This window comes from Brevundimonas vesicularis, from assembly GCF_044807075.1.
In the GTDB taxonomy this organism is placed as follows: domain Bacteria; phylum Pseudomonadota; class Alphaproteobacteria; order Caulobacterales; family Caulobacteraceae; genus Brevundimonas; species Brevundimonas vesicularis_G.
On the sequence record NZ_CP085234.1, the window covers coordinates 2,874,035 to 2,893,895 of the forward strand.

The 19,861-nt window shown below is 66.7% G+C and carries 14 protein-coding genes and 1 pseudogene; 6 read left to right on the plus strand and 9 right to left on the minus strand.

Features of this window, described 5'->3' with window-relative positions; translation table 11 throughout:
- Positions 1 to 107: 107 nt before the first annotated feature.
- Positions 108 to 7,184 (minus strand): putative Ig domain-containing protein, encoded by a 7,077-nt coding sequence (locus LG306_RS14480; RefSeq protein WP_404415913.1) that lies wholly within the window; start codon positions 7,182 to 7,184, stop codon positions 108 to 110.
- Positions 7,185 to 7,493: 309 nt separating this feature from the next.
- Between LG306_RS14480 and LG306_RS14485 the strand changes: the two genes are divergently transcribed.
- From LG306_RS14485 to LG306_RS14500, 4 genes are all read left to right on the plus strand, one after another.
- The gene (locus LG306_RS14485; protein WP_404415916.1) at positions 7,494 to 8,018 is read left to right on the plus strand and encodes a phage tail protein; all 525 of its coding nucleotides are present in this window, start codon (positions 7,494 to 7,496) and stop codon (positions 8,016 to 8,018) included.
- A gap of 30 nt (positions 8,019 to 8,048) precedes the next feature.
- Entirely contained in the window at positions 8,049 to 8,582 is a 534-nt protein-coding gene (locus LG306_RS14490) for a phage tail protein (protein ID WP_404415919.1), read from the plus strand.
- 61 nt (positions 8,583 to 8,643) lie between these two features.
- On the plus strand, positions 8,644 to 9,171 hold the full coding sequence (locus LG306_RS14495; protein WP_404415922.1) for a phage tail protein: 528 nt from the start codon (positions 8,644 to 8,646) through the stop codon (positions 9,169 to 9,171).
- 92 nt (positions 9,172 to 9,263) lie between these two features.
- Entirely contained in the window at positions 9,264 to 9,734 is a 471-nt protein-coding gene (locus LG306_RS14500; RefSeq protein WP_404415925.1) for a GNAT family N-acetyltransferase, read from the plus strand.
- On the opposite strand, the gene LG306_RS14505 is transcribed toward LG306_RS14500, so the two are convergent.
- Complete coding sequence (locus LG306_RS14505; protein WP_404415928.1) at positions 9,727 to 10,023, minus strand: DUF6916 family protein; 297 nt, start codon at positions 10,021 to 10,023, stop codon at positions 9,727 to 9,729. The genes LG306_RS14500 and LG306_RS14505 overlap by 8 nt on opposite strands.
- 82 nt (positions 10,024 to 10,105) lie before the next feature.
- Here LG306_RS14505 and LG306_RS14510 point away from each other — a divergent pair, with 82 nt between their 5' ends.
- On the plus strand, positions 10,106 to 11,878 hold the full coding sequence (locus LG306_RS14510; RefSeq protein WP_404415931.1) for a hypothetical protein: 1,773 nt from the start codon (positions 10,106 to 10,108) through the stop codon (positions 11,876 to 11,878).
- Between the two features lie 107 nt (positions 11,879 to 11,985).
- On the opposite strand, the gene LG306_RS14515 is transcribed toward LG306_RS14510, so the two are convergent.
- The 4 genes from LG306_RS14515 to LG306_RS14530 are packed head-to-tail and all read right to left on the minus strand — an operon-like array spanning position 11,986 to position 16,196.
- Positions 11,986 to 12,273: a hypothetical protein gene (locus LG306_RS14515; RefSeq protein WP_404415934.1), complete on the minus strand. Its 288-nt coding sequence runs from the start codon at positions 12,271 to 12,273 to the stop codon at positions 11,986 to 11,988.
- A 14-nt stretch (positions 12,274 to 12,287) separates the two neighbouring features.
- Positions 12,288 to 14,834 (minus strand): cbb3-type cytochrome c oxidase subunit I, encoded by a 2,547-nt coding sequence (locus tag LG306_RS14520; protein ID WP_404415937.1) that lies wholly within the window; start codon positions 14,832 to 14,834, stop codon positions 12,288 to 12,290.
- Positions 14,831 to 15,808 (minus strand): cytochrome c oxidase subunit II, encoded by a 978-nt coding sequence (coxB, locus tag LG306_RS14525; protein ID WP_404415940.1) that lies wholly within the window; start codon positions 15,806 to 15,808, stop codon positions 14,831 to 14,833. Before coxB ends, LG306_RS14520 begins: the two co-directional genes overlap by 4 nt.
- Positions 15,798 to 16,196, minus strand: a complete 399-nt coding sequence (locus LG306_RS14530; protein WP_404415943.1) for a c-type cytochrome — start codon at positions 16,194 to 16,196, stop codon at positions 15,798 to 15,800. The genes coxB and LG306_RS14530 overlap by 11 nt, the downstream gene beginning before the upstream one ends.
- Positions 16,197 to 16,422: 226 nt before the next feature.
- Here LG306_RS14530 and LG306_RS14535 point away from each other — a divergent pair.
- A pseudogene (locus tag LG306_RS14535) lies at positions 16,423 to 16,887 on the plus strand (c-type cytochrome); the annotation flags it as partial.
- A gap of 7 nt (positions 16,888 to 16,894) precedes the next feature.
- On the opposite strand, the gene LG306_RS14540 reads toward LG306_RS14535, so the two are convergent.
- The 3 genes from LG306_RS14540 to pelA all read right to left on the minus strand — a co-directional run bounded on the left by LG306_RS14540 (position 16,895) and on the right by pelA (position 19,856).
- A complete protein-coding gene (locus tag LG306_RS14540; RefSeq protein ID WP_404415946.1) occupies positions 16,895 to 17,614 on the minus strand; it encodes a cytochrome b in 720 nt (239 codons plus the stop codon).
- Positions 17,611 to 18,312 carry a cytochrome c oxidase assembly protein gene (locus LG306_RS14545; protein WP_404419746.1) on the minus strand — a complete coding sequence of 234 codons (702 nt, stop codon included), beginning with the start codon at positions 18,310 to 18,312 and terminating at the stop codon, positions 17,611 to 17,613. Before LG306_RS14545 ends, LG306_RS14540 begins: the two co-directional genes overlap by 4 nt.
- Before the next feature lie 230 nt (positions 18,313 to 18,542).
- The gene (gene pelA / locus LG306_RS14550) at positions 18,543 to 19,856 is read right to left on the minus strand and encodes a pectate lyase (RefSeq protein WP_404415949.1); all 1,314 of its coding nucleotides are present in this window, start codon (positions 19,854 to 19,856) and stop codon (positions 18,543 to 18,545) included.
- Positions 19,857 to 19,861 lie beyond the last annotated feature (5 nt).

Below are 19,861 nucleotides of genomic sequence, written 5' to 3' on the forward strand. Positions count from 1 at the left end.
CTGCACCAAGGCGCTGGCGAAATCCCGGCGAACCCGGAGGACGCCGAGTTTCTCGTCTGGGCTGGCCGAAGACGTCGGGCCGACGCGTTGAGACGGCCCGCTCTGCCTCACCAACCGTATTTGAGCCCGATCTGGCCGCCGTGACTGGAGCTGGCGTCGCCCAGCATCCCACGATAGCCGAGGCTCAGCATCAGACGGTCGCTCAGCGACCATTCCGCGCCCAGGTCGAGGTTCAGAGCGTCGCGCGACCAGCCATCGAGCGGGATCAGGTAGGTCGGACTGGCGGCCCAGTCGGCGTAGCGGACGCCTTGGGTCTCGATATCCTCCAGCTCGTGCGACCACTCCAGACGCACCGTAGGCCGCAGGACGCCGAAGCGACGGCTTTCGATGACCCAGCGCCAGGACGCGCCCAGATTGACCGAGATGCCGCTCTGATCAATCGCGTCCCAGGCCAGGGCCGAAAGGCCGCCGCTGGTTTCCGTAAAGCCGTCCAGCGCGATGTCGCGGCCCTCCATGAGCACGTAGAGGTCGGCGGCCAGGCCCTGGCGGCGCAAGGTCCGTCCGAACGCGGCCGAGGCGAAGCGCACGTCGCCCGAACGCTCTCCGTCGGCATAGCCACCCGCCTGCCCCAGCAGACCGACGACCCAGCGACGGCTGTCGAAATCGAGATCGGTCAGACCGATCACCCCATCGACAAACCAGCCGTCGGCCGGGCGCCAGCTGGCGTACAGGGCGCCGGTCGTCGCCTTGCCTCTGGACATCGAACCATTATCGCCAATCCGGGTCTTGTCCTCGCCATATCCGAGGCCCCCGCCGACGATCAGTTGATCGTTCACGCGGACGTCGAGGCCAGCCGTCACGCCTTGGGTGGTGAAGCGGCTGTCGCGCAGGCCTTGCGCGTCCTGACGGCCCCAGTCGACCGAGCCCGAGGTCCAGACCCCGACCGATCCGCCGCCTTCGGCCGCCCCCTGCCCGGCCGGCGCCGCGTTCAGACGGTTGGCCTGGCTCTTCGTCGGATCGACCGTAACCGTGCGGTCAGATGCGAACTCCAGACCCAGCATGTCGCGGTCGCGATCGTCGCCCAGAGCGCCCGGATCCAGCCGCTGATCCTGACCCAGCTGACGCCTGAAGGCGACGCGCGGATCACGATCATCCTGATTGGCGGCGCTGCCGAAGTTCAGGCTCAGACCGTTGCGAGATTCGTTCGATCCATCTCGCAACCCTTCCAGACGCCGCTGGAAGTTGTCGACCTGGGTGTCGGAGAAGCGGCGCGCGGCCGTGATCTGGCCGGAGGCGACGCCCCGCACATCCGGATCCAGCGACGGGTCCGGCCGCGCCGCGACCGTGACGGTCAGGGTTCCGGTCGAGGTTCCGCTGGCGTTGGTCAGGGTGAAGCGGATCACAGCCTGTCCCGAGAACGCGTCCTGAGGCGTAAAGGTCAGGTCGTAGGTTCCGGTCGTTCCGGCGATCGCCGCAGAGCCCGCCGTCGTGGGCGAGATCGAGGTGACTGCGGCGCCTGTGAAGGGACCGCCTGCCGTATCGCTGATGCGAACCGTGACCGGACGGCCCTGGATCGTATCGGCGGTCAGCGTCTGCGAGGCCGGAACCTGGCCAACCGTCAGATCCAGCCGACCTGCCGCCGACGAACCGAACGGCAGATCGATGACATAGTCCAGCGAGGTCGATCCGCCGTTGGCCAGACCGGGCGTGAAGACGATGTTCAACCCTTGGACCGTGGCCGTGCCGAACGCCGGCTGGCGGGTGATGCGCAACGCCTGGAACGGGCCGCCGACCAAGGTTGCGGTCGGCGATACCGTCAGAGTTTCGCTGGAAACGACGCTGCCTGACAGATCCGGCGCCTTGCCCGCGACCTGGAAGGTGAAGGTCGCCGGCGCGGAGTCCCCGCCGGGACCGAAGGCCACAACATTGACCGTGTCTGTCCCGATGAAGTTGTCGGCGGGCGTATAAACCAGGGCGAAGGTATCGCTGCCCTGGGGTGTCGTCGCCGGGGTGGTCGAGATGACCGAAGCGCCGAAGCGCGCGCTGGTCGTCACGCGATAGCCGTCCGTCACCCCTCGTGTACGGGCGCCCAAGTCGACCGAAGTCGGCGCCGCACCGCCGCCGCTTGCAGGCGGAACCACGACCGGCGCTGGCGGCGTGACGTCGGGCGGCGGCGGCGTGGCGACGGTCAACGAAACGGTCGATGCCGAAGAGGTTCCACCGGGACCGCTGGCCGTGAAGCTGAAGGTGTCGTCGCCGAAATAGTTCGAGGCGGGCCGATAGGTCGCCACCGCGCCGGAGACGCTGACCGTCCCGTGCGCAGGCGCGGTCGCCACGTCGATACGGTCATAGACGCCACTGATGGAGGCTGACAGGTCGATCGCGAAACCAGGGCTGGCGTAGGGGACCGCGACGCCGGACACACTCGTCGTGACCGGCGCGGGCGGCGCGCCCACGGTGATGCTGACAGTGGCCGGCGCCGAAACGCCGCCCCCATTGGTCGCCGTATAGGTGAAGCTGTCGGTGCCGAAATAGCCGGCGGCCGGCGTGTACAGGAAGCTGCGTCCGCTTACGGCCACCGCGCCGTGCGCAGGCCCGGTCGACACCGCGACACTGTCAGCCGTTCCGCCCGACAAGACCGGCGAGATGGCGTTGTTCGTCGAGCCATAGGCGACCGTCGCGGCGAGATCGCCCGCAACGGGTGGATTGGGCGCGGCGATGACGAGCGCATAGGCCTGACTTCCCGAGAATGGGCCCGAACCTGCGGAAGCGTCCGTCGCCGTGACGGTGAAGTTGAAGGTTCCGCTCGTAGTCGGCGCACCCGACAGGACGCCAGCAGACGACAGGTTCAACCCTGCCGGCACAGCGCCCGCCGTAACGGCGTAGGCGTAGGGCGCCGTGCCGCCCGAGGCGGACAGACTCTGGCTATAGGCCGCCTCGACCTGTCCTCCAGGTAGGGTCGTGGGCGTCACCACGATCGTCGCGGCGGCGACCGTCAAGGCGTAGCCGCGGCTGGCCGTGAACGGAGCGCCGGTTCCGGTCGAACTGTCGGTCGCCGTGATGGTGAAGTTGAAGCTTCCTCCCGCCGTCGGCGTGCCGGACAGCGCGCCGTTGGACGCGAGGCTGATTCCGGCCGGCAGGGCGCCGGACGTAACCGCGTAGCTGTAGGGCGACACGCCCCCGCTCGCAGAGACCGTCGCGCTGTAGGCTGCGCCAGCGGTCGCGTTCGGCAGGTTCGTCGGCGACAAGGTCATCGTCGGCGCACTGACCGTCAGGCTATAGGTCTGCGCGCCGGAATAGGGACCGGAGCCGCCGCTGCTGTCGGTCGCGCTGATCGTGAAGTTGAACACACCGCCGGCGCTCGGTGCGCCGGACAGGGCGCCGTTCGACGCGAGCGTCAGGCCGGCAGGCAGGGCGCCTGCGGTGACTGCATAGCTATAGGGGCCGACGCCGCCGGACGCCGTGACGACCTGACTGTAGGCCGTCCCGACATTGGCGTTGGGCAGGCTCGTCGGCGTGATCGCGATGCTGGGTCCATTGACCGTCAGGGTCAGGGCACGGCTGCCGCTGAACGGCCCGGCGCCGCCCGACGAGTCGGTGGCCGTGACGGTGAAGGTGAATCCACCCCCTTGCGTCGGCGAACCGCTGAGCACCCCGGCCGAAGACAGGCTGACGCCGGCAGGCAGGGCGCCGGACGTAACTGCATAGCTGTAGGGGCCCACGCCGCCGCTGGCGGTCAGGGTCTGACTGTAGGCGCTCGCCACCGTCGCCGCAGGCAGGGTGGCGGTGTCGACCGTGACGGTCGGCGCCGCGATGACCAGCGTATAGGCCTGGACGCCGGTATAGGGCGCCGACGATCCGGTCGTCGCGTCTGTCGCCGTCACGGTGAAGTTGAAGCTGCCCGACGTCGTCGGCGTCCCGGCAAGCGCGCCGGACGACGACAGGGACAGCCCTGCGGGAAGAGCGCCCGCCGTGACCGCGTAGCTGTAGGGCGCAGTCCCTCCGCTGGCCGTCACCGTCTGGCTGTAAGCTGCCCCCGTCGCGCCGGCCGGCAGGCTGGTCGGCGCGATGATGATCGTCGGCGCCGCGATGACGATGGAATAGGCTCGGCTGGCCGACGTCGGCCCTGCCCCAGTCGAACTGTCCGTCGCCGTCGCCGTGAAGTTGAAGGTTCCTTGCGCCGTCGGCGTGCCGCTGATCGCGCCCGTGGAGGAATCGAGAACCAGACCGGTCGGCAACGCACCGGCCGTGATGCCGTAGCTATAGGGCGCCACGCCGCCCGAGGCGTTGAGCGTCTGGCTGTAGGTCGCGCCGGCCTGTCCGCCGGGCAGGCTGGAAGGCGACAAGACCATCGTCGGCGCGCTGACCGTGAAGCTGTAGCCGCTGCCCACCTGGTAGGGCGCGGCCGGACCGCCGGTGCTGTCGCGCGCAATCACGGTGAAGTTGAACGTGCCCGCGCTGGTCGGCGTGCCCGACAGGGTTCCATCGGACGCGAGCGTAAGCCCGGCTGGCAGTGTCCCGGCGGCGCGGAAGTAGGTGTAGGGCGCCGTGCCGCCGCCGGCGACGAAGGCGCCGGAGTAGCTCTGGCCGACCACGGCCGAAAGCGTCGGCGCCGTGAGCGTGAAGTAGGGTGAGGTGACCGTGACCGAATAGGCTCGGCTGCCGCTGTAGGGCGCGCCTGCGCCGGTGGAACTGTCGGTCGCCGTGATTGTGAAGTTGAACACGTCCGACGATGTCGCCGTCCCGGACAAGACGCCGGCGGACGACAGCGTCCAGCCGGGCGGCAAGACTCCGGCCGTGACCGCAAAGCTGTAAGGGCCCGTACCGCCGGAAGCCGTCACGGTCTGGGTGTAGGCCCTGCCGGCGACGCCGTTTGGTAGCGTGGCGGGCGTGACGCTTACGGTTGCGGCCGCGACCGTCAGCACATAGCTGCGGCTGCCCGAAAAGGGCGCGCTGCCGCCCGTCGAGCTGTCGGTCGCGCTCACGGTGAAGGCGAAGCTTCCCCCCGCCGTCGGCGTTCCCGAAAGCACGCCGGCGCTGCTGAAGGTCATACCGGACGGCAGGGCGCCGGCTGTGACGGCGTAGCTGTAGGGAGCGACGCCGCCTCCGGCGGTCACGGTCTGGCTATAGGCCGCTCCGACCGTCGCATTGGGCAAGGTCGTCGGCGCAACGGTGATGGTCGGCGCGACGACGGTCAGGGTCGCCGCATTGCTGGTCGCCGTTCCCCCGACGTTCGTGAACACGGCGCGGAACCGCTTGCCGCTGTCGGCCGTGGTCGTCGCGGGCGTCGTATAGGTGGTGGAGGTCGCGCCGGCGATGTCGGCCCAGCTGCCGCCACCGTCGGACGAGTCCTGCCATTTTACGGTCGGGCTGCCGGAAGCGGACGCCGTAAAGGTCGCCGTGGCTCCGGCCGTCACGCTCTGGCTGGAGGGCTGGGTCACGACGGTGGGCGCGGCTGGCGTCACGGTAATGGCGACTGTCGCCGGCGCCGAAGTCGAAACGCCGTTGTTCACTGTAAAGGTGAAGTTGTCGGATCCGCTGTAGCCGGCGGCGGGCGTATAGGTCAGGTTCGGCGCCGTCCCACTCAATGTCCCATGCGCCGGCGCCGTCTCGATCGTGTAGCTCAGCGTCCGCGCCGGCGTATTCGGATCGCTGCCGGTCAGGGTGAGCGCAGTCGCGGTCTGATAGGAAACCGTCAGGCTCTGACTGTCCGCCGTCGGCTGCGAAACGACCGTCAGCGTGGCGGCTGAACTGGTCGCCGTGCCTTGGCTGTTGGACAGTATTGCGCGATAGACCGTGCCGTTATCCGACGGCGTCGTCGCCGGCGTCGTATAGCTGGTCCCGCTTGCGCCGGAGATGTTGCTGTAGCTCGCGCCGCCGTTCGTGGAGACCTGCCACTGCACCGTCGGGGATGGACTGCCCGAACCGGCGATGGAGAAGGTCGCCGTCGCGCCCGCCGCCGCCGTCTGGTTTTGAGGCTGGGTCGTCACGGACGGAGCGGTCAGCACCACATAGCTATAGCCGCCCGCCAACTGCCCCGTGCCGCCCGGCGTCGTCACCGACACCGTCGTCGCACCGGCGCCGCCCGCCGGCGTGGTCGCGGTCAGCGACTGTCCGTCGCCGGCGATCACGACATTGCTCGCGGCATTACCGCCGAACGTCACCGAGGTGGCGCCCGACAGACCTGAACCGGTGATCGTGACGGCCGTTCCGCCAGCGGTGCTCCCCGAGTTCGGGGCGACGCCCGTCACGGTCGGCGCTGCGACATAGGTGTACTGATCCGCCGCCGAAGTCGCGCTGGTTCCCCCTGCCGTCGTGATGCGTATGTCAACCGTGCCCGTGCCCGCCGGCGCCGTCGCCGTGACCTGGGTCGCGCTGTTGACCGTGAAGCTGGTCGCCGCCGCACCTCCGAAGGTCACGGCGGTGGCATTTGCGAAGTTCACGCCGGTCAAGACGACGGTCGTCCCCCCGGAGGCGGGGCCGGATGTCGGTGCAATCGCCGTCACCGCCGGTGGGGCGACATAGGTGTATTGCGAAGCGGCCGACGTGCTGCTGGACCCGTCCGGGCTTGTGACGACGACATCGACGACGCCCGCCGCCTGGGCGGGCGATGTGGCGGTGATCTGGGTGGCGCTGTTGACGGTGAAGCTGGTCGCCGCTGTGGCGCCGAACGCCACGGCCGTCGATCCGCTGAAGTTCGATCCCGTGATCACTATCGAAGTGCCGCCTGCGGTAGGTCCCTGAGACGGACTGAGGCTGCTTACAGCAGGCGGCAGAGCTGCGGCGGCCACCACGACAGTGACGTTGATGACGCGCGAGGTGTTGTTGTTGTCGATCGTGAACGTGTCCGTGCCCGAAAAACTGGGCGACGGCGGCCGATACTGAACCTCGCCCGCCGCCGTCCGGATCAGGGACCCGCCCTGGGACGTCGCATTGGTCACGGGTTGGTTCAGCGTGGGGGTGGCCGTTCCACCCACCAGAGGCCGGATGGCGGTCGCGCTGGGCAGGTTGTTACAGCCGCCCGATGTCGCCGTGATGTTGCTGGCCGTCAGAACACCGCCCAACTGGAAAGACCCGTCTCCCGCATTGGTGAAAGACAACCCGGAGATGTCGGAAGGCCCGATAGAGCAGGGGAAGGTCGCGGCTTGAGCCGGCGCCGCCCATCCGCTCGCAAAAAGCGTCACGAATGCGACCAGCGCGCACAGAAGCACACTCGCCCTACGGCCTAAGGTCTCGCCAACCATCTGTTATTCGCCCAAAATTTCGAACCACGCCGCCCCGTGTCAGGACACGCCGAAATTCGACCCCACAACCCTGACGCTAGCTTGACATCCCCCGCCAAGCTTGTAGCGTCCTCCCATGACGATGGTATTCCTAACATGCCGTCGGATGAACACGCAATCCACGTCGTGATGTATTGGCCCTCTAGGGTTGTACGGCCCCGGTCATATCGCCGATTTCGCCTGATCCTCGGATCGCACAGGAGCCTGCCCATGTCGGAACCCTTCCTCGGTCAGATCATCACTACCGGGTTTGGCTTTGCGCCCAGAGGCTATGCCCTGTGCAATGGCCAGCTTCTCCCGATCACGCAGAATACGGCGCTCTACGCCCTGCTCGGCTTGCAGTATGGCGGGAATGGATCACAGACCTTCGGCTTGCCGGACCTGCGCGGTCGCTATCCCCTGGGCGCCGGACCATCGACGGATCCGGCCTGGCAGCCCCCGGCCCTGGTTCAGGGCGTCCCCCAAGGGGTCGAGAGCGTGACCCTGATGGAGTCGCAAATCCCGCCGCACACGCACATGATGGGCGTCACCAGCGCGGCGGCGGCCAATGGCGCGCCTTCGAACGAAGTCTTCGCCACAGCGTCGACCAACGCCTATGCCGCCGGCGGAACTCCGACCCCTCTTGCCGGCGGACCGATGACGTCGGCGGGCGCCCTGCCCCACGACAACAGCCAGCCGTCTCTGGTGCTCAGCTTCAGCATCGCGCTTTCCGGCATCTTTCCGTCTCGCCAATAGGGCTGTTTGGCGCAATCAAGGAGATCATCCATGAGTGACCAATACGTCGGCGAGATTCGCTGGTTTCCCTATACACGGGGTGTTCCGAACGGCTGGCAGACGTGTGACGGCTCACTGCTGTCGATCGCTCAGTACGAGATACTCTACGCGCTGATCGGCACACAATACGGCGGCGACGGAAGGACCACCTTCGGTGTTCCCGACCTTCGCGGACGACTGCCGATCCACCAAGGCCCCGGCCCTGGATTGACGCCGCGTGTGCTGGGCCAGACGTTTGGAAGCGAGGCCGTTACGCTTCAGTCGAACCAGTTGGGGGGACACAGTCACCTGCTGGTCGCATCATCATCGCCCGCCGCGACGGCCAGCCCGAACGGCGCCCTGCCGGCGGCCCTCGGCTCGGACGACACCCTCTACGTCTCGAGCATCTCAGGCGCGACCCCTGCTCCGATCACCGGCACCGCCGTCCAGCCTGCCGGCGGCAGCCAGCCTCACGAGAACCGGGCTCCGACCCTGCCCCTGCGCGCAGCGATCGCCTGGTTGGGCATCTATCCAACCCAAAGCTGATCCCGGCCACCCCACCTCCATTTCCTCGCCGTGCGCGGCGACAAGACGAAAGGACAGGATCATGGCAGATCCCTATACAGGCGAAATCCGCATCTTCGGTTTCCCCTTCGCGCCGGTGGACTGGGCCTTCTGTAATGGCGCGACCATTCCCCTTGTACAGCAGACGGCCTTGTTCGCGCTGATCGGAACGACCTTTGGCGGCAACGGATCATCGACGTTCCAACTGCCGAACCTTTCAGCACGCGGCTTCTGCGGTGCGGGCCAGGGCGTAGGGCTGCAGTCGTATCAATTGGGCGACGAGTTCGGCCAAAGCTCCGTGACCCTCAGCGTCGCCGAGATCGCCGCCCATAGCCATCAGTTGTATGCTTACGAGGGCGGTACGGGGGCGCGTACGCCAGGCCCGACCTCGACCAGCGCTCTGGGCACGTCAGACCTGACGTCCATCTTCGCGGCGGCGCCGGTCGATCAGGCGTTTTCGCCCTCTGCGATCAGTCCAGCCGGGGGTGGCCAGCCGCACGAGAACCGTCAGCCGGGTCTGCCGTTGAACTTCTGCATCGCGACCACCGGCGTCTTCCCCGACTTCCCGTGACCAGCGGCCTGGACCGAGGGCCTGCGCCCAGCGTCCGCTCACCGCTTGTCGTCTCCGCAGCGATGGCCCAAGTCGGGCTTGGCGTTCGGCCCATGCGGCCGACCGATCAACCGTTTCTGCGCGCGCTCTATGCCGATATTCGCGCCCCGGAGATGTCTCTGACGGGATGGCCTGCGTCGATGACGCAGGCCTTTCTTGATCAGCAGTTCAACTTGCAAAGCCGACGTTTCACCACGCGCCATCCCGACGCCGATCTGCTGATCCTCACAGGCCGCGGTCCGGACGGCGCGCCGCGGGACATCGGCCGGCTGTATCTGGATCGGACGACCAAGCGGTGGCGTTTGATCGAGCTGGCGCTGCTGACGGCCTGGCGTTCACGCGGATTCGGCGGCCTGATCCTTGGCTGGCTGGCGCGGACAGCAGCGACCCACCACGCCTCGACGATCGACCTCAGCGTCGCCGTCGACAATCCGAGGGCCGAGGCTCTGTATGGGCGGCACGGCTACCGGATCGAGAGCGCAACAACCGAGACGCACCGGTCAATGAGCCTGTCGCTCAGTTGAACACCGCCTGATAGACGATGCCTTCGCGATCCCGCGCGACGGGCACCAGAAAGACTTGAAGTGCCCCCATCACGGCGTTGCGCAAGCCATAGATCTTCTGCGGCAGCACCACGGCGCTCTGGCTGCGGAACATCAGCGAAAAAGGCGCCCGCATCGTCCCCGGCGCCAGCGTCGGCGACAAAGATTTCACCTCCACCAAGGTCAGCGGCATCGACGTGTCCGCCCCCATCGTCAGGTCAAACGTCTGATTTCGCGCGGCGGCGAAATCCTGGATCGCGAGCAGTTTCATCACGGTGGGTTCAGGCCTCGGTCAAGCTCTCAGGCGAGTGCGCCGCGTCTTCGGTCGAACGTCAAGAAAAATCTCCTTAAGATTGCATCTTCACGACTTCAGGTGCGGCTGGGCATCGACACTTGCCCCCACATATCAACAGAAATATCGCGCCAGACGAGTGACGACACCCCTTCGGCGAGCAATGGTATCTGGCATTGGGCGGGCTGATCCATCGAGTTCGTCGTCTTCTCGATCGCTTCTCAGCAGCGCCAAACGACCTGGAGAGCAACGCGTGAAAAGCCGATCAGCAGTACTCAAATTCTCTGCCGCCGTGGCAGGCCTCATCGCCGCCCTGGTCCCGGGCATCGCTTCAGCCTGGAAGCCCACCTCTCACGTCTATTTCGCGGAAATCGCAGCCAGAGACGCGCTCGACGACGGGTTCGTGGAAATCCCGATCCTGGGCGGCGGCGAGGTGCGTCGATACAGGGTCGATCCTCAAACGCTCGAGGCGCTGCGGCTTGGCCGGGCGCAATATCGCGCCGGCGTGCTCGGCCCCGACGCCTATCCCGACATCCTCACCGGACAGCAGGTCATCCATCCGGATGGCGACGAGACCGGCGTCTCCGGCGGCTCCAACGCCTGGCTGGAGCATGTGTGGTCCAGCTTCGATGAAACGCCGACGCAGCGCGCGTTCAGACTGGGCTTCCTCACCCACGCGGCAGGGGACACCTATGGCCATACCTTCATCAACCATTTTTCGGGCGCGCCCTTCACCTTGACGCCGCCTGACAATGCGATCCGCCACATCGTACTGGAAGGCTATGTCGACAAACGCCTGCCTGCCGACGCCCTGACCGGAGACTTCTTCACCGCCTCTATCGATGGCCTCGATAGCCGCATCTACACGACGATGGTGGACGCCCGCCCAGGAACCCGGCTGGATTCCTTGCTGCCACGAGCGAACTCCAGTTCGAACATGTCCGTGCCGCGCATCTTTTCGACCCTCAGGGCCGAACTCGATGACGACATTCGGGAGTACTACGCCCACAAGGCCGACCTTCAACGCCGCGCCGACGCCTGCGGCGCCTTTGACTGGAGCTGCTCCAGGGTCGCGTTGACCGCCGAGCTGGCCGCCTACATGGTCGCGAACGCCGGGCCGATCACCTACAAGGAATACTGGCGCGACGACATCGACGAAGGCCTGCGCCTTTGGCCGTCGCTGAGCCACCAGGCGGCGGTCGCGCTGTTCTTCAATGCCGGTCGAACAGCCGACACCGAAAAGGCCGACGCGATCCTTACCGATTATGCGACGCGACACCTTCTCTCGATGGCGGGCGCACCTGACGTCGTCGGCGGCGGCATCGCCCTGGCCGGCGATATCGTCGAGGCCGTAACGCCGGACTTCCTGCTCAAGCCGATCCGGGAGATGAAGGCTGCACTGCTCGGCACCCTGCTCAAGGGCGCGACCGGGATGACCAAGGCTGAGCTGAAATCCTATCTCACCACGCCCGACCGCTACTTCGATCAGGTCATGACCACCGGCAACGGCGAACATGTCACCCTGGCGGATTTCAATCGTCGCTATCTGCAGATTTCGGATCCCGGCTTCACCAACCCAACCGAAGCCTTCGACTACAGGGCGCTCCCGGCGACCTATAATACCGTGATCGCCAGCAAGCTGGTGCTTCTGCCGCAGAGCGAGGTGAACCGGCTGATCCGCGACCTGGGCGGCTCGCGCAGTCTCGAACGCCCGAATGTCATGCTGGGCTTCGCACAGACGTTGGACGGCTCGTTGCAATGGCGCAGCGGCATGGTCCTGGCGGCTGAGCCAGCGGTTTATGACAAGGTCTTCAAGCCGCTCCCCGGAGAATGAAGAGGTGTCAGAGTTGGCGCCGGACCCTCGTCGTGCACGGATGGAAAGGTGGCTTGCGCTCTTCGCATTGAAGCCGTGACGCTGTTGTCTGAAGGAACCGGCCTACTCTAGGCGCCGATCAGCAAAACCAGCGTTTGGAAAATCACGCCGATCCCCCCCAGAAGGGCTGCAGACATCGCGATCCGCAATCCGAAGGCCTGGGTGGCCTTCGGCTTCGCGCGCAAAGCCATCAGGCACTTCCAGCACAGCGCTGAGATGGCCATCAGGCAAATCAGGCTGAAGACATAGCCTCCGGCGTTCCAGGCGCCGGCGTCGCCACGCGCCATGTCCGCAGCGCTGGACAGCAGATACAGGCCCAAGAAATGCGCGGCCCATACGAGGAGGCCGCCCAGCATCAGCAGCCAGAACCTCATGCGCCGACGCCCGGGAACAGGCGGATCAGAAGGGTCGTCGCCGCGCCCTGAACCGCCGTGAAGGCCACGAATAGGGCGACCACTTCGAACGTCGCCGGGTAACGCGGCGACACCAAGCCGCCAAGCCAACGCAGCAAGACGAACGGGCCCATCAATAGCGAGATGCCGACGAATGTCCCATGCCAGGCCAACAGCGCATAGACGGTCGCGCCCTGGCTGGAGGCGTCGGGGCGAAGGCCCGAGTTCCACCAGGCCGAGGCCTCAGACGCAAAGGCGCCGCCCGCCGCTGCAGTGGCGGCCAGCATCAAGACGGCGGCGATGCCGGCGCTGCGCGGCCGGTCCAGCTTCAGCGCGCCTTGAGACGCCCAGGCGCCGATTCCGGCAGCCGCCAGCAGGCCCAACGTCAGAGGCAGGGAGCCGATCTCGGGCGGCGCCTGCCAAAGGTCCGGCCGCCGGCTCCAGAGGAAGACGTAGGAGAAGCAGGCCATGATCGCGACCATGCCCGACACGACCAGGGTGATGACCATCGCCCACCAGCCGTGACTGCTGGGGCCGGACACATAGGTCGGCAGTCGCACGCCGCCGCCGACGTCCACCGTCGCTGGACCGCCGGGCCGATCCAGTCCCCAGCACCACTTGAGGATGCAGTAGACAGCCAGAACGCCGCTGACCAAGGAGGCGACATAGGCCTGGATCGTCAGGATCAAGAAGAAGCCGGCGGTGAAGATCGCGCCCCAGACATACCAGCTGGAGGGCCGGGGCATCCGCTGGAGATATTGAGGCTCGGCGTTGATCGGACTGGTGATCATGGTCTCGCGCTCGCCGCGCGGCGCGCCGGGCAGGAAGTAGCGGCCGGCCTCCACGTCGCGGGCCAGGTTCGGCTGGTCCCACACCGGATACAGGCTCTTGATCACCGGGACGGACCGCAGCGAGTATCGACCGGCGGGCAACCATTCCAGCCCCGGCCCGCCAAAGACATTGCCCGCGTCCTTCTCGCCGAAGGGCCGGAAGTTGCGGATCATGTCGATCATCCACAGCACCACCGCCAGGCCGAACATGAAGGAGCCGACGGTCGAGATCATATTCGGCAGATCCCACCCCCGATCCGGGAGATAGGTGTAGACCCGGCGCGGCATGCCCATCAGTCCGGTCAGGTGCATGGGCATGAAGGTGACGTTGTGACCGACGAACATCAGCCAGAAGATCCACTTGCCCCAACGCTCGCTGAGCGGCCGGCTGCTGGACATCGGCGTCCAGTAGTAGATGGCGGCGAATAGCGGGAAGACCATGCCGCCGATCAGGACGTAATGCAGGTGGGCGACGATGAAATAGCTGTCGTGGGCCTGCCAGTCGAACGGCACCATGGCGACCATCACCCCGGTCAGCCCGCCCATGACGAAGATCACCAGCCCCCCGACCGCGAACAGGCCGGGCGTGTTGAACCGCATCCTGCCCGCCGCCAGGGTGGCGATCCAGGCGAAGACCTGCACCCCCGCCGGCACGCTGACGGCCATGGAGGCGGCGCTGAAATAGTTGATCGAGATCTGCGGCATGCCCGTGGTGAACATGTGGTGCGCCCAGACGCCGAAGCTGATGAAGCCGGTCGCCAGCATGGCCAGGACCACCAGCCGATAACCGACCAGCTTGGTCTGGGCGACGGCCGGGATCAGGGTCGACATCGCCCCCGCCGCCGGCAGGAAGATGATGTAGACCTCGGGGTGGCCGAAGAACCAGAACAGATGCTGCCACAGCATGGGGTCGCCACCCTTGGCTGCATCGAAGAAGGGCCAGCCCAGCGCGCGTTCCAGCTCCAGCAGCAGGGTCGACAGAATGATCGACGGGAAGGCGATGATGATCATGCAGGCGAAGATCAGCATGGCCCAGGCGAAGATCGGCAGCTTGTCCAGTGTCATGCCCGGCGCGCGCGTCTTCAGCACCCCGACGATGATCTCGATGGCGCCGGCGATGGCCGAGATCTCGATAAAGCCAATGCCCAGGAGCCAGAAGTCGGCGTTGATCCCAGGCGAGTAAGTCGTCGACGTCAGCGGCGGATACATGAACCAGCCGCCGTTCGGCGCCAGGCCGAAGAACAACGAGGCGAAGAAGCACAGCCCCCCGACCAGATAGGCCCAGAAGGCGTAGGCGCTCAGCCTCGGGAAAGGCAGGTCGCGCGCCCCCAGCATCTGCGGCAGCAACAGTACGCCCAGCGCCTCGACCGCGGGCACCGCGAACAGGAACATCATCACCGTGCCGTGCATGGTGAAGATCTGGTTGTACGTTTCCTGCGCCAGGAAGCCCGTCATCGGCAGGGCCAACTGTGTGCGCATCAACAGCGCCAGCACGCCTGCCAGCACGAAGAACAGCATGGCCGCGCCGACGTAATAGACGCCGATGTAGTTGTTGTTGATCGCCGTGATCCACTCCCACGGCCGGCGCGGGCCGCACCAGACCTCGTCGAGCTGCTCCAGCTCGCCCTCGGGCCGGGCTTCGGTGGTGGGGAAGCGTTTGTAGAGTTCGGGATCGAACCCGGTTTCCGAACTCATTTCAGGCTTTCCAGATAGGCGGCGACGGCGCGCACGTCCTGGCCCGGCAGGACGGCATAGGATGGCATCCGATTGCCGGGCTTCAGGCTCTGGCTGTCCGAAATCCAGCCAGCCATCGTCCCCTGATTGTTCGGCAGGATGCCGGCGCCCAGCGTCTGGCGCGATCCGACATGGGTCAAGTCCGGTCCCGCCAGACCGTTCGCTTCGGTCCCGCGAATAGTGTGACAGGCGGCGCAGCCCGAGGCGGCGAAGACGTTGCGCCCCTGATCGATCAAGGCGAGCGGCCCCTGGGCCGAGGGCACGACGGCGGCCGGCCGCGACTGACGCGCCAACCAAGCGGCATAGTCGTCCGGCGCATGGGCCACGACCACCAGCCCCATCAGGGCGTGAGGACCGCCGCAGTATTCGGCGCATTGGCCGCCGTAGGTGCCAGGCTCATCGGCTTGCAGCCGCATGAAGTTGCGGCGGCCGGGGATCATGTCGGTCTTTCCGCCTAGCCGCGGCACCCAGAAGCTGTGGATCACGTCCGCGCTTTCCAGCTCGAACACGACAGGCTGGCCGGCCGGGATATGGACCTCGTTCGCGTCCTGCACGATCTCGCGCCCTTGACCATCCAGATAGGCGACGCGCCACCACCACATTTCGCCAGTGACGCGCACCCGCATTTCGCCCGGCTTGGGCGCATCGGCCACCCGCGCCGTGGTGGTCAGCCCGTAAACCAGCAGCCCGGTCAGAACGACCACCGGGAAGACCAGTCCCGCAATCCAGATCAGTCGCTCGCCGCCGACCCGGCGCTTCCATTTGCGCGGACCGAACAGGGCGATGCCCAGCGCCACCGCCACCACGACCATCACCACCGCCGCCATGATGAACAGCACCCAGGCGACGGTCTGGATCGGTCCGGCGAACGGCCCGGCTGGATCCAGCACGGGCGGCGGCCAGCCGGCGATTCCGGGAGGGGCGTCAGTCTTCATCGAGCGTATACAGATAGGCCGCGACGTCGCGGGCTTGGTCTTGCGTCAGGGGCATGGGCGGCATGGCGGTTCCGGGGTCCATCGACGGTGCGTCGATCAGCCAACGGATCAGGACATCGGGCTGGTTCGGCAGACGTCCGGCGATCAAGGGACGCGCGCCGAACCCCGCAAGGTTCGAGCCGGACCGGCCCTCGGGCCAGGCGACGCCGGGAATCCGGTGACAGGCGCCGCAACCGACCTCCTTGATCACGGCCAGTCCGGCGGCGGCATCGGCCTGAACCACCGGCCGGGGCAGGTCGGACTTGTCCACGCAGGCGCTCAGAGCGAGCGCCAGCGCGCAGGCCGCCACCCGTCGTCCCATCGCTTCGCCCGTCGCCCGAAAACCCATCCGCCCCCCAAAGCTTCGCGAGAGCAATCCCCTTGTCGGAAGGAGGTTCCCGACTGCGACATGGAGCCTTGGCGCATCGCCGCAAGGAACCTTCGCCATAAGCAGGTGTTGCACCGCCGTGCGCGTCTCCCTTTCCGTCCTTGTTCTGCTGACCGGCCTCGCCGCCTGCGACTCGAAGCCGGGCCAGACGGATCGCGCTTTCACGGCGAATGGTCAGGTCACCGCCATGAGCGGCGGCGCCGGCGGGGCGGCAAACGCCTGCTTTACCTGTCACGGCCTGGACGGAGGCGGGGACGGGGTCGCAGCCCCGAGGCTGGCGGGCTTGGACGCCGGCTATCTGCAAAAGCAGTTGGAAGACTATGCATCAGGCCTGCGTCCCGACGACGCCATGACCCGCATCGCCAAGGCCTTGGACCAACAGGGCCGACGCAAGGTCGCCGCCTACTACGCCGCCCTGCCCGCGCCGCCGACGCAAACGCCCGCGTCGATGGCGCCTGCGCCCGCCATCTATCTGAACGGCGACCCTTCGCGCGGCATCGTCGCCTGCGCCTCATGTCACGGCGACCGGGGTCAAGGCTCGGGCCAAGGCGGCAACCCCCAGATCGCCGGCCAGCCCGCCGCCTACACGCTGGAACAGATCGACCGCTGGAAAGCGGGTGAACGCCGCAACGACCCGCGCGGCGTCATGGCCGCCGCCGTCAAATCGCTTTCGGTCCCAGAAGCCCGCGCCATAGCGTCCTGGCTGTCGACCCAACCCGCTTCTCCAGCGCGCGCCAGCGCCGCTGCCACCGGGTCCGCTTCGGTCGAAGCCGCGGCACGACCGGCAGCATCGCGTGAAACACATCGTCCCTATCGATCAGGTGGTGCTTGAGCGCAGCGCCCGCGTGGATCGGGATCATCAGCAGCAGCGTGATGACCAGTCCCCAGTGCATCCATTCCGCCGCCGCCTCGATCGCCCATAGCTGGGTGTTGGACAGATCCTGCAGCGGCAGCAGCGGCCATTTAATGAAGCCCAACGTCTCCAGCTGACGCGTCCGATCCGTCGCCGAAATCATGGCCCAGCCCGACAGCGGCAGGCCGAACAGACAGATGTAGAAGACATAGTGGGTCACATGGGCGGCCATGCTCTCCCAGCCCGGCTTGTCCGCATCATTGATCAGGTTGGGCGCCAGCAAACGCCATGATAGCCGGCCGATCACCAGGATCAGCATCAGCACGCCGATCGCGAAATGCAGGTCGTAGGCGGCCATCATGGCCCCGCCCACCGGCTGTCGTCCCATCCACCAGCCCCAGCCGAGCTGGAAGATCACCAGCCCCGCCATCACCCAATGAAAGCCGATGCCGACGGGCGAATAGCGGCCCTCGTCATGGTGACCCGCCGCCCATTCAAGCAGCTGCCTGAACAGTCTTTCGATCATGCCGGATGCGCCTCGGCGTCAGGGCCGATCATCCGCCCCAGCCGCCACAGGGCGGCGAACAGATACAGCGCCGCCGCCGGCGCCCACATGATCAGTCCGGCCGCCTGCTGATCCTCGAGCGGCGTCATACCCCAGGCCAGGGTCGAATAGGCATGGGGCGCATAAACCGCCTGCCCCGCAAAGGTCAGCACCGCCCCGAGCAACCCCATCGCCAACATGGCCGCCAACAGGGCGATGACCGCCGCCGGCGCAGGCGCCGACCGCGCCGCGCACCAGAACCAGACGGCGCTCGCCAGCAGACTGATCTGCATCACCCAATAGACCGCATCGTTCGATAGGGCGGCGCCATAGGCGTCAGGCGCATGCCAAGCCCAGAACACCACCGCCTGCACCGCCGTCGCCAGGATCAGCGACCCATATCGTCTCATGGGCAGGGCCGCCGCCAGCAAGGGCGCGGCGACACCGACCAACAGCACATGATGCACCGTCCGCGCCGAGAACAGCGCCGAACTGAGGGCGCACAGCGGGGACACAAATCCAGCGACTAAAACAGCGACGGCGGCCAGACCATACCCGCGCCGCCGCCCTTGCAACCGCCACAGAACCAACCCTGCAGCAGCGGCCAGAACGAGCAGCAGCGCCGGATCCAAGTTCCAGCGCCACTCGCCAAAAGCCGGCGCCGGTCCGCAATACGGCATCCAACTCAAGACTGCACCCTCGCTGCTGTCATCCGCCTTATCCGCGCCTCTCTGGTTCCCTGACAAGAGGAAAACCTAGGCTGCTGCGACGGTTCCACTCGCAGAGCAGCGCCGTCGAGTTGCGGTTATCACTACAGCGCCAATCGTCTTCTGAGTGAGTTAAACGCGACAGCGTCAGGCAACTGCCCGCTTCGACAACGGAAAGGCCTTATAAAGCGGCATGACGGGCTTCATGCTCCGTCTGGCGAAGCCCTCCAGCGCGCGTAGGTATCCAACGCTGTCTGAGGCGACGAAATCCACCAGGAATAGCCGTTGCGCCTCCCGACGGAGATTTCATTCACATCGTCGTGGATCGTCTGGTCCTTGTCGCCGAAGATCGGACGTCCGGTCACCAGATCGTAGTTGCGAGACCAGATCGGCCCCGCCCCGGCCTTGTCGATGAGCTTGCGTCCGTCGTCGGTCATTTCGAATGACTTGTCATAGACACGCACCGCCTGAAGCCATTCGGCGGCGCCGCGAACGGCGGCCTTGACCTCCGGCGATGCGTTCTCCTCGCCCATAAGGAAGATCAGGATATCGGTCGTTTCGCCGCTTGCGATGGATCGCGGCTCGTAGTTCCGAGCGCTTGTTGGCACCAGCCGCATGGGCTCGACCTGCTGCGGCCAGCCCAACAGCCGATCGCCTTGGCGCACCTGTGCGGCGAGGATCACGTCGATCGCCTTCCGGGTCGCCTCGGCCGCCTGTGTCTTCAGTTCAGCCGGCACGAAGTCGAAGCCCTCAGCGCCATGGGCGACATCACGAAGCAGCATGGCCGCGTTCGCCACCGCATTGTCGTTGAAGGTGATCGAGTCGTGGAAGCCGCCTTCGAGCGGCCAGATCTGAGGCCAGCCGCCATTTGGATATTGCGCATTCAGCAGGTAGCGCACGCCTCGGATGACGCTGGCGCGCCAGGCGTCGCCGTCGCGTCCCGGCGCGTGGGCGGCGACCTTGGCCAGGAAGCGCATTTCCGACCACGTCGCCTCGTTGTCCAACGTGCCCACGAAGGTCCAGAAGCGATCCGCCGGCGCATCGAAGTTCGCCGGGTTCTGCTCCATCGTTTCGGCATCGTTGGAGAACCGCTGACCCGGCAGGCGCGCAATGCTGCGATCCTGATTTTTGCTCCATCCGCCTGCGGGCGTCTGGAAACTGACGATCGCATCCGCGACGGCCCGGGCGTCGGCCGTGGCGTACCAGTCGGCAGGCCGATCCAGCGGCATATTGTAGTGGGCGGGTCCGACGGCCTTGGGCGGCGGCGGCGCAGCCACTCCGGCGGGAAGCTCGGCCTCGAGCGCGGCGCGGTCGGCCAGATGCTGGGCTTGAGAGCGTGCAAGATACTCGGCCCACGGACCACGCTCCGCGTCGGGCAAGGCGCCGATCCTGTCGCTGGTCAGGCCCACCGCCGGCGTGTTCAGCCGCAGGACTTCAGCCTGGGCGGCGCCGGAAACGCCCCCCACAAGCGCGACCGCGCCAAATGCCAGGATCGAACAGGCGGAAAGGATTTTCATCGCGC

What these genes read in the sequence shown, in the direction of transcription:
- LG306_RS14485 (WP_404415916.1), top strand. Translation starts at nt 7,494, where the DNA reads ATGTCGGAACCCTTCCTCGGTCAGATCATCACTACCGGGTTTGGCTTT.
- LG306_RS14500 (WP_404415925.1), top strand. Translation starts at nt 9,264, where the DNA reads ATGCGGCCGACCGATCAACCGTTTCTGCGCGCGCTCTATGCCGATATT.
- LG306_RS14505 (WP_404415928.1), bottom strand. Translation starts at nt 10,023, where the DNA reads ATGAAACTGCTCGCGATCCAGGATTTCGCCGCCGCGCGAAATCAGACG.
- LG306_RS14530 (WP_404415943.1), bottom strand. Translation starts at nt 16,196, where the DNA reads ATGGGTTTTCGGGCGACGGGCGAAGCGATGGGACGACGGGTGGCGGCC.
- LG306_RS14495 (WP_404415922.1), top strand. Translation starts at nt 8,644, where the DNA reads ATGGCAGATCCCTATACAGGCGAAATCCGCATCTTCGGTTTCCCCTTC.
- LG306_RS14520 (WP_404415937.1), bottom strand. Translation starts at nt 14,834, where the DNA reads ATGAGTTCGGAAACCGGGTTCGATCCCGAACTCTACAAACGCTTCCCC.
- LG306_RS14545 (WP_404419746.1), bottom strand. Translation starts at nt 18,312, where the DNA reads ATGCCGTATTGCGGACCGGCGCCGGCTTTTGGCGAGTGGCGCTGGAAC.
- LG306_RS14515 (WP_404415934.1), bottom strand. Translation starts at nt 12,273, where the DNA reads ATGCTGGGCGGCCTCCTCGTATGGGCCGCGCATTTCTTGGGCCTGTAT.
- LG306_RS14540 (WP_404415946.1), bottom strand. Translation starts at nt 17,614, where the DNA reads ATGATCGAAAGACTGTTCAGGCAGCTGCTTGAATGGGCGGCGGGTCAC.
- pelA (WP_404415949.1), bottom strand. Translation starts at nt 19,856, where the DNA reads ATGAAAATCCTTTCCGCCTGTTCGATCCTGGCATTTGGCGCGGTCGCG.
- coxB (WP_404415940.1), bottom strand. Translation starts at nt 15,808, where the DNA reads ATGAAGACTGACGCCCCTCCCGGAATCGCCGGCTGGCCGCCGCCCGTG.
- LG306_RS14490 (WP_404415919.1), top strand. Translation starts at nt 8,049, where the DNA reads ATGAGTGACCAATACGTCGGCGAGATTCGCTGGTTTCCCTATACACGG.